Origin of the sequence: Acinetobacter sp. PK01 (genome assembly GCF_022819285.1) — a bacterium.
Taxonomy (GTDB): domain Bacteria; phylum Pseudomonadota; class Gammaproteobacteria; order Pseudomonadales; family Moraxellaceae; genus Acinetobacter; species Acinetobacter tandoii.
This window is the reverse complement of record NZ_CP094643.1, coordinates 2,390,207-2,404,456: the sequence shown is the minus strand read 5'-3', so window position 1 is coordinate 2,404,456 and position 14,250 is coordinate 2,390,207. Positions and strand designations below refer to the sequence as shown.

General features: G+C 42.3%; 12 protein-coding genes. 8 read left to right on the top strand and 4 right to left on the bottom strand.

The genetic code is table 11. The features are described 5' to 3' along the window. Nucleotides 1-10: 10 nt before the first annotated feature. Complete coding sequence (locus tag MP622_RS11345) at nucleotides 11-1,348, bottom strand: Na+/H+ antiporter NhaC family protein (protein ID WP_243791019.1); 1,338 nt, start codon at nucleotides 1,346-1,348, stop codon at nucleotides 11-13. Between the two features lie 361 nt (nucleotides 1,349-1,709). Here MP622_RS11345 and trpA point away from each other — a divergent pair, with 361 nt between their 5' ends. Genes trpA through MP622_RS11325 form a run of 4 tightly spaced genes read left to right on the top strand, consistent with a single transcriptional unit; the run spans nucleotide 1,710 to nucleotide 5,708 of the window. Further along, nucleotides 1,710-2,513: a tryptophan synthase subunit alpha gene (trpA, locus tag MP622_RS11340; RefSeq protein WP_016168168.1), complete on the top strand. Its 804-nt coding sequence runs from the start codon at nucleotides 1,710-1,712 to the stop codon at nucleotides 2,511-2,513. Next, the gene (accD, locus tag MP622_RS11335) at nucleotides 2,510-3,406 is read left to right on the top strand and encodes an acetyl-CoA carboxylase, carboxyltransferase subunit beta (protein ID WP_116761552.1); all 897 of its coding nucleotides are present in this window, start codon (nucleotides 2,510-2,512) and stop codon (nucleotides 3,404-3,406) included. The genes trpA and accD overlap by 4 nt, the downstream gene beginning before the upstream one ends. Further along, nucleotides 3,403-4,689 carry a bifunctional tetrahydrofolate synthase/dihydrofolate synthase gene (gene folC, locus MP622_RS11330; RefSeq protein ID WP_243791017.1) on the top strand — a complete coding sequence of 429 codons (1,287 nt, stop codon included), beginning with the start codon at nucleotides 3,403-3,405 and terminating at the stop codon, nucleotides 4,687-4,689. The genes accD and folC overlap by 4 nt, the downstream gene beginning before the upstream one ends. Further along, complete coding sequence (locus tag MP622_RS11325) at nucleotides 4,680-5,708, top strand: SPOR domain-containing protein (RefSeq protein ID WP_171069603.1); 1,029 nt, start codon at nucleotides 4,680-4,682, stop codon at nucleotides 5,706-5,708. The genes folC and MP622_RS11325 overlap by 10 nt, the downstream gene beginning before the upstream one ends. A gap of 17 nt (nucleotides 5,709-5,725) precedes the next feature. Here the strand turns inward: MP622_RS11325 and MP622_RS11320 are convergent, their stop codons facing one another. The 3 genes from MP622_RS11320 to MP622_RS11310 all read right to left on the bottom strand — a co-directional run bounded on the left by MP622_RS11320 (nucleotide 5,726) and on the right by MP622_RS11310 (nucleotide 7,908). Next, on the bottom strand, nucleotides 5,726-6,316 hold the full coding sequence (locus MP622_RS11320) for a dual specificity protein phosphatase family protein (RefSeq protein WP_243791016.1): 591 nt from the start codon (nucleotides 6,314-6,316) through the stop codon (nucleotides 5,726-5,728). Continuing rightward, nucleotides 6,313-7,125, bottom strand: a complete 813-nt coding sequence (locus MP622_RS11315; RefSeq protein ID WP_035301906.1) for an MBL fold metallo-hydrolase — start codon at nucleotides 7,123-7,125, stop codon at nucleotides 6,313-6,315. Before MP622_RS11315 ends, MP622_RS11320 begins: the two co-directional genes overlap by 4 nt. A gap of 141 nt (nucleotides 7,126-7,266) precedes the next feature. Next, complete coding sequence (locus tag MP622_RS11310) at nucleotides 7,267-7,908, bottom strand: peroxiredoxin (protein ID WP_044738744.1); 642 nt, start codon at nucleotides 7,906-7,908, stop codon at nucleotides 7,267-7,269. 335 nt (nucleotides 7,909-8,243) lie between these two features. On the opposite strand from MP622_RS11310, the gene secA reads away from it, so the two are divergent. The 4 genes from secA to nadA all read left to right on the top strand — a co-directional run bounded on the left by secA (nucleotide 8,244) and on the right by nadA (nucleotide 14,157). Continuing rightward, a complete protein-coding gene (secA, locus tag MP622_RS11305) occupies nucleotides 8,244-10,973 on the top strand; it encodes a preprotein translocase subunit SecA (RefSeq protein ID WP_243791014.1) in 2,730 nt (909 codons plus the stop codon). Nucleotides 10,974-11,148: 175 nt separating this feature from the next. Next, complete coding sequence (locus tag MP622_RS11300; protein WP_044738746.1) at nucleotides 11,149-11,505, top strand: hypothetical protein; 357 nt, start codon at nucleotides 11,149-11,151, stop codon at nucleotides 11,503-11,505. A gap of 215 nt (nucleotides 11,506-11,720) precedes the next feature. Continuing rightward, on the top strand, nucleotides 11,721-12,941 hold the full coding sequence (argJ, locus tag MP622_RS11295; protein ID WP_243791013.1) for a bifunctional glutamate N-acetyltransferase/amino-acid acetyltransferase ArgJ: 1,221 nt from the start codon (nucleotides 11,721-11,723) through the stop codon (nucleotides 12,939-12,941). 148 nt (nucleotides 12,942-13,089) lie between these two features. Next, a complete protein-coding gene (gene nadA / locus MP622_RS11290) occupies nucleotides 13,090-14,157 on the top strand; it encodes a quinolinate synthase NadA (protein ID WP_243791011.1) in 1,068 nt (355 codons plus the stop codon). The last annotated feature ends 93 nt before the right edge of the window (nucleotides 14,158-14,250 follow it).

Genomic DNA, 14,250 nt, shown 5'->3' with positions numbered 1-14,250 from the left:
GCAAGTTTGATTAGATCGTCTTTTGATTCAATTTCGGGTAGCGTAGTACGATGGCTAAAATGGCAAAAATCGCCAAGACCCAACAATAGTAAATATGACCAATCAGCTCGACAGGGGAGAGTTTGGCGATGGAACATGCCAAAAGCAGTTGAGCACCATAGGGGATCAAACCTTGTATCACGCAAGAGAAAATGTCCATGAGGGCAGCGACACGTTTCGGATCTAACCCATACTCTTGCGCTACTTCACGGGCCATATCACCCGATAAAATAATTGCGACCGTATTATTGGCAACAAACAAGTTCGAGAAGATGACCAAAAAACTGACACCCAGCTCGCTAGCACGTTGTTGTCCAACTTTTAACAGACGAGTCAGGCTATAAATTCGCTGAATCAGCCATTCTAAGCCACCTTCACGTTGCATGATGCTTGATAGGCCACCCAATAGCATTGAGAGCAATGCCACTTCAAACATGCCCACAAAGCCATCATAAATTGAGGTATTCAATTTTAGTAAAGTAAAGCCGCTCTGTTGTATTAAACCAATTACACCAGAAATCATAATGCCAATGGTTAGAACCGCTAAAACGTGTAAGCGACTAAAAGCCAAGAAAAAAACGGCAACATAAGGAAGAATTAACCATAAATCATAGTCTTGATATTGAATGGCTTGAGAATCCTTACTCATCAAAATAAATACTAGAATGGTAATGATAGACGCTGGCCCTGCAATCCAAATATTGACCCGGAACTTATCACGGAGTTGCACTTTTTGACTGCTGGTTGCTGCAATCGTGGTGTCTGAAATCATAGATAGATTGTCACCAAACATCGCACCACTCACCACAGCACCAATCGCCATCACGGTTTCAATATTAGTCACTTGGGCAAAGCCAAAAGCAATTGGTGCACAGGCCGCAATGGTGCCCATAGAAGTCCCCATAGCCGTTGCAATAAAGGCAGAGATGACAAACAGCATGGGGAGAACAAAAGCAGGAGGAATGAGTGATAGCCCAAGTTGGACGGTCGCATCTACACTGCCAATTGCACTGCTGGTGCTCGCGAAGGCCCCAGCCAGCATAAACACCATAAACATTAAGATTAAATTAGGGTGGCTTGCTCCTTTTAGGAAGGTTTCAATGGCTTGGTTCAGGTGACCCTTAAAAATTAGTACTGCAAGGATAACCGCAGGTAGAGCAGCCACAGGCGCTTTAATTTGATAAAAGGCAAATTCGGTGCCAATCAGGGAGTGATAAATTCCGCTACCTAAAAAGATAGCCAAAAAAACAATAAGGGGGAGTAGTGCAAGCGCTCGGGCTTGCACTTTGCCCTGTGGGTCGGAGGTCATAAATGTTAGGAAACAGCGAATAAGTGCGCACAGTATAATGGAGCTTTAATCATTTCTTAAAATTAAAATGTAAAACTCGAGTAGGGCAGTTTGTAGACTTTGCTCAAGAAAATTGCCATTTTCTTGAGTTGGTTCGATCTGTATAAAAGCGAAAATTAGGCATCTTTGATCATTGAGAAAACTCGCCAAATATTAGTAAATGTAGCTTTCGGGTTGTTCTGAATCATGTGATGTCGTATGAAATTCAAGGGAAGTGCATGAACTCTATTCAAGGTGCAAAAAATAGCGTTACAATGCATCGTCTTGTATTTCTACAAAACCAACTCCTCAGTTTTAAATAATTCAAGGAAAGTACAACCCTATGTCACGTTTAGCCACTCGTTTTGGACAACTTAAATCTCAACAGCGTAAAGCGCTAGTTTCCTATGTGATGGCTGGAGATCCTCATCCACAAGTAACAGTACCTCTGTTACATCAAATGGTTGAGGCGGGCGTAGATGTTATTGAACTTGGGCTCCCATTTTCAGACCCTATGGCAGATGGTCCAGTCATTGCTTTAGCCGCTGAGCGTGCTTTGGCTGGTGGAACCAATACCTTAGATGCGCTGAATATGGTGAAAGAGTTCCGTCAAAAAGATCAAGAAACACCTGTTGTTTTAATGGGATATTTAAATCCTGTTGAAGTCATTGGTTATGAAAAATTTGTAGCCTATGCCAATGAATGTGGTGTGGATGGCATCTTACTGGTCGATTTACCGCCAGAAGAAGCTAAAGCTCTGGATGATGTCCTGAAAAAGTACGAAATGGATCAAATTTTCTTACTTGCACCAACTTCTACAGATGAACGTATTCGTCATGTAGTAAAGCAAGCCAGCGGATTTATCTATTATGTATCTTTGAAAGGAGTAACAGGTGCAGCAACTTTAGATGTCTCTGAAGCTGCAGCACGTATCCAAAAAATTAAAGCAGAGACGGATATCCCTGTGGGTGTCGGTTTTGGTATTAGCGATGCTGCTTCTGCGAAAGCAATGGGTGGTGTAGCCGATGCTGTGATTGTCGGCAGTGCATTTGTAAAACAATTTGCGAGCTTGACACCAGAACAAGCCGTTGTTGAAACGGTTAATAAAGTCAAGGAGCTTCGAGCAGCGCTCGATGAGTTAGTATGAATCAAGAAGTGAAATCAGGGAAAATTCTTAGCCCATCGACACCGTGGACTGAACGTGGCGTTCCAGGTATTGAAGTTCCCGATGAGCAACAAGCACTCAAAGCAACATTTACCGAACCAACGGTTGAATGTCCTGAATGTCATGCATTGGTGACACGCACCGCAATGACATTTAATGCTTATGTTTGCCCACAGTGTGACGAACATTTACGCATGAAAGCGCGTGATCGTTTAACATGGTTCTTTGACCAAGTTAAAACGGAACTAGGTCAAGAATTTGTTGCGAAAGATCCACTTAAATTTGTCGATAGCAAGCCTTACCCAGAACGTATGGTTGAAGCGCAAAAGAAAACAGGTGAATCTGAAGCTTTAATCGTGATGCAAGGTACATTGAAAGATGTCGCAATGACCGCATGTGCTTTTGAATTCGACTTTATGGGCGGTTCAATGGGTACAGTCGTTGGTGATCGTTTTGTACAAGCAGCTGAACGCGCAATTGCACTTAAACAACCATTCATCTGTTTTGCAGCATCTGGTGGTGCACGTATGCAAGAAGGTATGTTGTCTTTAATGCAAATGGCACGTACTTCAGCAGCGATTCAACGTGTAAAAGAGGCAGGTTTACCATATATCGTGGTATTAACCCATCCTGTATATGGTGGTGTAACCGCTTCATTGGCAATGTTAGGTGATGTGCATATTGCAGAGCCAAAAGCGATGATTGGTTTTGCGGGTAAACGTGTAATTGAGCAAACAGTACGTGAGAAATTGGAAGAACCGTTCCAACGTGCTGAATACCTGCTTGATCATGGTGTAGTCGATCAAATCGTTCATCGTCATGCATTACGTGATACTGTATATCGTATTGTGACCAAATTGATGAATTTACCTTGAACAACACTGCACCACTTGCACAAGATAATTTAGACACATGGCTCTCGTATTGGGGCCATGTTCACGTTACGGGGATTGATTTAGGTTTAGAACGCGTCGTTCCCGTCGCTGAAATGTTGGGTGTAACGCAACCAGAAGCGAAAGTGATTACGGTTGCTGGCACCAACGGTAAAGGTTCAACCACAGCGACCTTGGCTGCTATTTTAAATGCCCAAGGCTACAAGGTTGGACTTTATCAGTCACCGCATATTTATCGTTTTAATGAACGGGTTAAACTGGCAGGTCAAGAAGTCGATGACCAAAGTCTGATTGATGCTTTTGTTCAGGTCGATCAGGCACGTCGTGCATGCAATTTGAGTTTATCTTTCTTTGAAGCGACCACTTTGGCCGCTTTCTTGATTTTTAAACAGCAAGCCTGTGATGTCTGGGTGCTTGAGGTAGGGCTAGGTGGCCGTCTGGATGTGGTCAATGTGATTGATCCAGATGTTGCAGTCATTACCAATATTGGTTTAGACCATACAGATTGGTTAGGCGATACCATCGAAAAAATTGCCTATGAAAAGGCTGGCATTATTCGATCTAATATTCCTGTTATTTTTGGTGGATTGCAAAGTTTACCAGAAGCGATTGCCAAAAAAGCACAAGAGTGTCATGCACCGCTATTTGCTGCTGAACGCGATTATTTTTATCGACTGAGTGAAGATGGCCAACATTGGTTATTTGCATCTTCTGGAACCACCTTAAAATTACCACTTGGTCGTTTGGCATTAGAAAATATTTCTACCGCTGTTGCCGCTGTTTTGTTGAGTGGGTTGGAGATTCGACAGGAAGCAATTGCGCAGGGTATTCAACAGGCACAACTGTCAGGGCGTTTTGAGATTCGTCAAATTGCAGATAAAACCGTGATTTTTGATGCGGGACATAATCCACATGGCGTTGATTTTTTGTTAAAGCAATTGCGAAATTTCCTAAAATACAATAAACAATACACAGAAGTGGTTGCTGTTTTTTCAATGTTGGCTGATAAAGATATTAAATCTGTAGTTGAGTCATTAAAAAATAGTATTTTAATGTGGAAAATTGCCCCATTAACGGTACCGCGAGCTGCGGAAATTGCCCAACTTGATGATGCATTACAACAGCAGACAGTACAGCATTTCACTAATGTTCAATTAGCTTTCCAATCAGCCCTCGATGAATCTAAAAATAATCAGCTGATTTTAGTATGTGGTTCATTTCATACTTTGGAAGCAGTCTGGGAGTATTTGGAAGAATGTCAATGAATAACAAACAACGCTGGATGGGTGGTGTTGTTTTATTAGGTGGTGGTGTTTTATTGGCAGCCTTGCTTCTGAAAGGTAAAGAAGAAATACATCAAAATAATATCAAACACCCTGAATTGGTCGAGCAAGTTCAGCAAAAAAATGCAAAATCAGACAGTGGGATGGTGCAATTGCAAGGTCTTACTGTTGATGTTGAAACGGAAAAACGATTGCTTGAAGAGCAACGTCGTGCTCGTGAAAAGGCAGTTGCAGAGCAAGAAGCCCGCGCAGCCGAATTTTTAGCCATGCAACAGCAAGCTGAAGCGGATGCTGCACGTAAAGCAGCCGAAGAATATGCAGCATTAAATGCAGCCCGAACGGGTGCACAACAAAGTTCAGATAATATTCCACCTGAATTGGTTGAAGATGAAAAAGCTAAGCAAAAGCGCTTGGCGGAGGAAAAACTTACTGCGCAAAAGAAGCTAGATCAGCAGAAGGCGCAACAACAGTCTGAAGCTGATAAAAAATTGAGTGCAGAAAACCTTAAGGCAGAGGCACTGCGTAAGGCTGATCAGGAACGTAAAGCACGTGAAAAAGCTGCTGAAGAAAAAAAATTACGTGAAGTTGAAGCTCAACGTAAATTAGAGGCACAACGTAAGGCAGATCAAGAGCGTCAAGCAACAGCCAAAGCCGCTGAAGAAAAGAAACTACGTGAAGCGGAAGCGAAACATAAAGAAGACGCGAAAAAGAAAGCTGAAGCCGACAAGGCACGAGATTTACTCGAGAATGGTGATAAGCAGTGGATGGTTCAGGTGGCTCTTGCTGCCAATGCTGCCAATGCAGATAGCGTCATTTCCAAGTTAAAGGCAAAAGGCTATAAAGTGGTACAAAGTCCAACATCGAAAGGTATTCGAATTATGGTTGGACCTGCCAAAAGTCGTGATGTCGCAGATGTGACCCGTAAAAAGATTACTACCGATGCGAGCTTGAATATGAAGTCCGCATGGGTCATTGATTGGGTACCCTTAGACCGTCGTTAGTTCATTGCAGTCATGCTTTAAGATGGATTCGAGAGTTGCTCTTGAATCCATTTTACATTTTCGGGGGTAAATAAATTTTCGATGTTTTGCCAAATAGGGTGGAAACCATAGCCCCCATATTTCATTTCTTGTAAAGCGTCATCAATACTCCATTGTTCAAAAACAATTCGATACATGGCAATGCTGGCACCTGTACGATCTGAGCCGTGGTAACAATGAATAAGTACTTTTTGTTGTTGTGCTTTGGCCAATTGAATTTGGCGCATCACAGCCAATAAATCTTCCCGATCAATAGCCCAAGTATGAATGGGAATATGTACTAACTCAAAGTTTTGCGCATCTAAGTTTTGTGGGTCTTGATGGCGCGATCTTAAATTGATTACAACACCAATATTATGAGCTTTGAGTGCGGATGCCATCTCTGTATTGGGTTGTTCACTACGAAAGACATCGGTACTGATTTGATAAAAATTATCAGCTTGATTGATTAAGGTTCCCCATTGCGTTGGTCGAGCTTCAGGCGGTAGTGCTGGCGTAGTCATACAGCCAGAAAGATTTAGCGTACTGAAACAGAGGCAGCTATAGAGAATACTGATTTGAATTTTCATTGGTATCGGGCTAATTCTACAGGGTCATGCGCACAGATGAGTTGAACTTCTGGATGTTTTTGTGACAGAGTTTGCAGGCGTTTTAAATTTTCTACACGTGCTAGATTATCTTCGGCAAAGAATTGTTCGACCTGATTTAAGGTTCTAAGTTTGTGCTGACCATCCAGTTGTAAATGTGAGTAGTAGGCATCTCCACAGAAAAGCAACCATTGATCTTGGTCGCGAACAGCAATACCACTGTGTCCTGCGGTATGCCCCAAGAGTGGAATCATCAACAGGTCATTTTCAAATAAATCAAAATTACGAATCTGTTTGAGGTTGAACCAGTCATCGTTAGCAATCGGTTCAATAAAGTTCCAGTAACGATGTTGTTGAAACTGTTTTACTTTATAACGCGCTTTGCGTTTGTAATGGTTCAAATTTTGTGTAGCATTATATTCGGAAGACAGCACATGCACCGTCGCTTGAGGGAAATCTGAAATACCCCCAGCATGGTCAAAGTCTAAGTGCGAAACAAAAATATGCTGAACATCTTTGGGGTTAAAGCCAAGTTTTTGTATCTGTGCGATGGCGGTCAGTTCTAAATTGTTTTCAATTTTTCCAAACCGCGCAATCATCTTGCCAAGACGTGCTTTGGTATGAAGAAGATCCTGCATACCTAAACCTGTATCAATCAAGACCAATCCACGGTCCGTTTCTAACAATAAACAATGACAGATCACATGAGCATGGAATCCTTTTTGCCCAAATAAGGGGCCGCAAACAGGGCACATGGTGCCACAATGTAAATGATGAATGTTATGAATCACAGTCTTTATTCTTAAAATGATTTGCTGTATTTATAACTGACTGTTATCAAAATACCAAGTGGAACTTAGCAGTGGTCGAGGAATTTATAAAAATAACCTGTCCGTAGACAGGCTAAAATGCTTGCTGAAAATACCTTCGTTTTATTCTAGGTTGGGTTGTGGCGTTAAGCGTAAATAAGGTTTTACTGCGGTATAACCTTTTGGGAAGCGTTGTTTCAATTCAGCTTCATCTTGTAAAGAAGGTACAATTACCACATCATCGCCATGCGTCCAGTTAGCAGGGGTTGCAACTTTATGATGATCAGTCAGTTGTAAGGAGTCAATCACGCGCAAAATTTCATGGAAGTTACGTCCTGTTGACGCAGGATAAGTAATAATTAACCGCACTTTTTTATTTGGGTCAATAATCACTAAAGAACGTACTGTTAATGTTTCACTGGCATTCGGATGAATAAAGTCATAAAGGGTGGAGACCTTGCGATCTTTATCGGCAATGATTGGGAAGTTCACAGTTGTATTTTGGGTTTCATTAATATCCTGAATCCAGCCATGATGTGATTCGACATCATCGACAGACAGTGCAATTGCTTTGACTCCGCGCTGCGCAAATTCATCTTTTAGCTTCGCAGTGTAGCCCAGTTCGGTCGTACATACAGGCGTATAGTCTGCGGGATGAGAAAACAGAATGCCCCAACTATCACCTAAATAATCATAAAAATTAATCAGACCTTCACTCGAATCTTGTTCAAAATTGGGTGCGATATCGCCTAAACGTAGTGACATTTTTATTTACCTCAATTGTTTTGTGTATTTGATTTAAGTAAGACTATCGCGCAATTCTTTTACTATGAAAAATAGCTTTTTTGCATTTGTTTATGCAAGAAATGAATAAGCAAGATGGATATCGCTGTGAAAATATCTATTGATTCAAGATGAACGCTCTATATCGTCTGATCGAAATTTGCTACATTATTTCGCCTTAGGTCAGGGGCTAGAACCAGTGATCAGAATTTTTTTATTGGTTTTGTGCAAAACCCTTGTACTTCAAATTTCTAGCACCATAATAACGTCTGAGAAAAAATTTATTCATTGACAAGCAAGATTTAGAGAGTCTATTCATGTTGGCAAGTCTGATCGGAGGAATCTTCGGTACTAAAAATGAGCGCGAACTCAAACGCATGCGTAAAATCGTAGACAAGATTAATGCGCTCGAGCCGACGATATCTGCCTTAAACGACGCAGACTTATCTGCAAAAACCGAAGAATTTAAACAACGTTATAACAAAGGTGAAAGCCTCGATAAATTATTGCCAGAAGCGTTTGCAGTTTGTCGTGAAGCAGCAAAGCGTGTCATGGGTATGCGTCATTACGATGTGCAGTTGATTGGTGGTATTACCTTGCATGAAGGTAAAATTGCTGAGATGCGTACGGGTGAGGGTAAAACGCTCATGGGTACACTGGCGTGTTATTTGAATGCGATCAGTGGTCAGGGCGTGCATGTCATCACAGTGAATGACTACTTGGCTCAGCGTGATGCCGAGTTAAACCGTCCCCTCTTTGAATTCTTGGGTTTAAGCATTGGTATTATTTATTCCATGCAAAATCCAATGGAAAAAGCAGATGCCTACCGTGCAGATATCACTTACGGTACTAACAATGAATTTGGTTTTGACTACTTGCGCGACAATATGGTGTTTGCGCTTGCTGAGAAAAAACAACGTGGTTTGATTTATGCCATTATTGACGAAGTGGACTCAATTCTCATTGATGAAGCACGTACGCCGTTAATTATCTCGGGTCAAAGCGATGACTCTTCTCAGCTTTATTCAGCGATCAATACCATTCCACCAAAACTGCATGCGCAAAAAGAAGAAAAAGTTGCAGATGGCGGTCATTTCTGGATTGATGAAAAACAACGTTCGGTAGAAATGACCGAAATTGGTTTTGAAACTGTTGAAAATGAATTGATTGAGATGGGATTGCTGGCTGAAGGTGAGAGCTTATATTCAGCATCTAACCTCAACTTAGTGCATCACGTGACGGCTGCGATTCGTGCGCATTTCTTGTATCAACGTAACGTACATTACATTATCCACGAAGGTGAAGTCATCATTGTGGACGAGAACACTGGTCGTACTATGCCAGGTCGTCGTTGGTCTGAAGGTCTACATCAAGCAGTAGAAGCCAAAGAAGGCTTGGAAATTCAGCCAGAAAACCAAACTTTGGCAACCACGACTTTCCAGAACTATTTCCGCTTATACAAAAAATTGTCAGGCATGACGGGTACCGCAGATACTGAAGCGGCGGAAATGAAAGAAATTTATGGTTTGGATGTGGTGATTATTCCAACACACCGACCAATGATTCGTCAGGATCAAAACGATTTAATCTATTTGAATCGTAATGGCAAATACAATGCAATCATCCAAGAAATTCAGCGTGTACATGAAGCAGGTGTAGCTCCAATTTTGATTGGTACTGCGACCATTGAAGCTTCTGAAATCTTATCGGAAAAGCTTAAAGAAGCAGGTATTCAGCATGAAGTACTGAATGCTAAGCAGCATGAGCGTGAAGCTGATATTATTGCTCAAGCAGGTTCACCACGCGCCGTAACTATTGCTACCAACATGGCAGGTCGTGGTACCGATATTATCTTGGGTGGTAACTGGAAAGCTAAACTGGCCAAAATTGAAAATCATACACCTGAAGATGAAGCTCGCTTAAAAGAAGAGTGGGAACAAAACCACGAAATGGTCTTGGCTTCAGGTGGTTTGCATATTATTGGTTCTGAACGCCATGAATCACGCCGTATTGATAACCAGTTGCGTGGTCGTGCGGGACGTCAAGGTGACCCAGGCGTGTCACGCTTCTATTTGTCACTCGAAGATGACTTGATGCGTATCTTTGCGGGTGACCGTGTGGTTGCCATGATGCGTGCCATGGGCTTGCAAGAAGACGAAGCGATTGAACACAAAATGGTGTCGCGCTCGATTGAAAATGCACAGCGTAAAGTAGAAGCACGTAACTTCGATATTCGTAAGAATCTATTGAAATACGATGATGTGAATAACGAACAACGTAAGATTATTTATTCACAACGTGATGAAGTTCTCGCAGAAAATACGCTGCAAGAGTATGTCGAAGAAATGCATCATGAAGTGATGAAAGCAGTGATTGCCAATTACATTCCACCAGAGTCGATTCACGATCAGTGGGATATTGAAGGTCTTGAGCGCGCATTACGTGAAGAGTTTGCGGTCGATTTACCGATTAATCACTGGTTGGAAAATGAGCGTCGCTTAGATGAAGAGGCGCTGGTTGATCGTATTACCGACGAGATTGTCGCGCGCTATCGTTCGCGTCGCGAACAAATGGGGCCTGAATCGGCAGCGATGCTTGAGCGCCATTTTGTCTTGAGTTCATTGGATCGCCATTGGAAAGACCATTTGGCAGCCATGGATTACTTGCGCCAAGGGATTCATTTACGTGGTTATGCGCAAAAAAATCCTGAGCAAGAATATAAGAAAGAAGCATTCAACTTATTCGTCAATATGTTGGCTGTGATTAAGACAGATGTTGTGACCGATTTGTCTCGTGTACATGTGCCGACTCCAGAAGAGCTAGCAGCAATGGAAGCGCAAAAACAAGCGCAAGCCGAAGCAATGCAATTAAACCTTTCACACGATGAAGTAGACGGCTTAACAGGTGAAGTGACTTCGCAGATTAGTTCTGAACAACATTTAGGTTTCAACCCTACAGATCAAGATGTCGTTGCTCCAGCTAGTCGTAACTCTCCTTGTCCATGTGGTTCAGGTCTAAAATATAAACAATGTCATGGTAAAATTTAATTTTATCAATTGACTAAAGTAAACCCTTGTATCGTTTCTATCTTTTGAAGCACTACAAGGGTTTTTTGTTCTTATGTGAACTGTAGTTAAATATTTTCAAGATGTGAATAAGGTTTGCAGTGTTCATTATTAAGTGTTATTAAGTTGCTGATTGGAACCTGAAAAGCGAAAGATAATGAAAAAATTATTACGCCCCTTAGTTGTTGCTGTTTTGGCAATCCCGACTTTGGCTATGGCGAATACGCCTGAAACAACAACAGTTGCCAAAGTAGAAGCTGCTCAAGGTGCAACAACCGCAGCAGCTACGGTACAAGATACTAATGTTACGGTGATGAGTCCGCGTACTGGGATTAAATATACTTTCCCAAATGCGCAGCAACGTCCAATTATCTTAAAAACAGCAGCAGTGAGTGCTGCAACCACAACAACGGCAAGTCGTATTGTTGCGACTAACCCAGCACTTTCTGCGGAAAGCCAAGAGCAAGCGAAACAAACGCTTGTAGGAAGTCCAACGCAGTTGGCGGCAAACTAAGTCGATATATCAAAAGGCAGCTTACGAGCTGCTTTTTTTGTATAGGTATTGGTTCGAGTCGATTAATTATGCGAAATACCCTTTTAAATTGAGGTGAATATAAGTTTTAGCTGTGTAAAAGGAATACGCAGGAAATTGCCTGAAACACCTCGATTTTTAGTTGCATTTCTACTAAGCTGTGACACTTACTTGAACAACAAAGTGGACATTTAAAAATGGCAGTGGGTGACGTTACTATGCCACAGATGCATGTGGTCAAAGGGGTAAAAATCGGTTCGGCTGAAGCATATATTCGCTATCAGAACCGACGTGATCTGGTCATTTTTGAATTTGCCGAAGGTTCAAATGTTGCGGGTGTTTTCACACAGAATGCATTCTGTGCAGCACCAGTACATGTATCAAAAGCTCATTTAGCTGTGGGAAATCCACGTTATTTAATTATTAATACAGGCAATGCCAATGCTGGAACAGGAACTTTGGGAATGCAAAATGCCCAAGAAACTTGTATGCAATTGGCAAAATTGGCAGGTGTTAATCCAGAACAGGTTCTCCCTTTTTCTACAGGTGTGATTGGTGAACAGTTACCATTACCACGTCTAGTTGCAGGTTTACAGCCAGCATTGGATAGTTTGCAGGAAGATGCATGGACAGATGCCGCATTTGGCATTATGACCACGGATACAACACCTAAAGGTGCATCTGAGCAGTTTGAGCTAGATGGTGTATTGTACACCATGACAGGTATTTCCAAAGGTGCGGGCATGATTCGTCCAAATATGGCGACCATGTTGGGCTATGTTGCGACTGATGCTCCGATTTCCCGTGCTTTAGTGCAACAATTGTTACAAATTGCGGTGAATCAATCTTTTAACCGTATTACCATCGATGGCGATACTTCTACCAACGACTCTTGTATTTTTGTTGCCACGGGTCAAGCAGGTGGTACTGAAATTACATCAACAGAAGATGCTCGTTATACAACTGTGCTTGAAGTTCTTGTTCGTGTCATGAAACGCCTAGCGCAATTGATCGTACGTGATGGTGAGGGTGCAACCAAGTTCATGACAGTCGCAGTTGAAGGTGGTGCAGATACACAAGAATGTTGTGATATTGCGTACAGTATTGCGCATTCTCCATTGGTTAAAACAGCATTCTTTGCGTCCGACCCAAACTGGGGCCGTATTTTAGCGGCCATTGGTTATGCTGGGGTAAAAAATTTAGAGGTTGAAAAAATTCAGGTTTGGTTAGATGATGTACAAATCTGTAAGGATGGTGGCGCCGCAGCGGATTATACGGAAGCAGAAGGCGCACGCGTAATGGCACAAACAGAGATTACCATTCGGGTGGACTTGGGTCGCGGTCAAGCGAAGGATACGGTCTATACCTGTGATTTATCTTATGACTATGTCAAAATTAATGCGGATTACCGTTCTTAATGGCATTTGAGTGAAGAAAAGCCTCCGTTGTGAGGCTTTTTTACCAATTAAAGTTTTGAATGACTGGTCAATTCAGCACAGTGCCAAATTGACCGTGTTATGGATGCACCGCTTGTGAACAAGCAGTTGGGATAGAGAAGACGTTTTTATGAATGATGCGACCAATTTAATTGCCAATGACGCAAAATCGATTGTGCAGGCGCATTTAGACCGTTTAGGCGAGCCAAAAGACAATCATTTGACTGAGCAAGCCAAACAGGAAAAATTTGAACAAATCAAAGCGGAATTGAAAAAACGTGATGCTGTTCTTGTCGCGCATTATTACTGCGACCCTGAAGTTCAGGAATTGGCAGAGTTGACGGGCGGTTGTGTATCAGACTCTTTGGAAATGGCACGCTTTGGTCGCGATCACGCAGCCTCGACGTTGGTAGTAGCAGGTGTGAAATTTATGGGAGAAACTGCAAAAATTCTCTCCCCAGAAAAAACTGTGTTGATGCCGACCTTAGAAGCAACCTGTTCACTCGATTTAGGTTGCCCTGTAGATGAATTTACAGCGTTCTGTGATCATCATCCTGATCATACTGTCGTGGTTTATGCCAATACCTCTGCTGCTGTAAAAGCACGCGCAGATTGGGTGGTGACTTCTAGTTGTGCCGTCGAGATTATTGAGCATTTGGATAGCTTGGGTGAGAAGATCATTTGGGCGCCAGATCAGCACTTGGGACGTTATATTCAAAAGAAAACGGGTGCAGATATGCTGCTTTGGGATGGCGCATGTATCGTACATGAAGAATTCCGTGCCCGCGGCATTGCCAACATGAAAGCACTCTATCCAGATGCTGCAGTTTTGGTTCATCCTGAATCGCCAGAATCTGTGGTTGATATTGCCGATGCCGTTGGTAGTACTTCGCAACTGATTAAAGCTGCACAGACCTTACCGCATGAACGTTTAATCGTGGCGACAGACCGAGGCATCTTCTACAAGATGCAACAAGCGGTACCTAATAAAATTTTAGTTGAAGCACCGACGGCAGGTGAGGGAGCGACATGTCGTTCTTGTGCACATTGTCCTTGGATGGCGATGAATGAATTGGATGGAATTTTGCAGGTATTGCAGCAAGGTGATCAGGAAATTCATGTCGATCCAGCCTTAGCAGAACGTGCCAAATTACCTCTAGATCGCATGCTTAACTTCAGTGCGAGTTTAAAACGGTAAAAATTGTTTAAAAAATATCAGAAATGCTTGATATTTATACGTTTGACGCATTTTTTTAACTTTTTTTAAATATAGGTGTTGACGTTCTTGGGC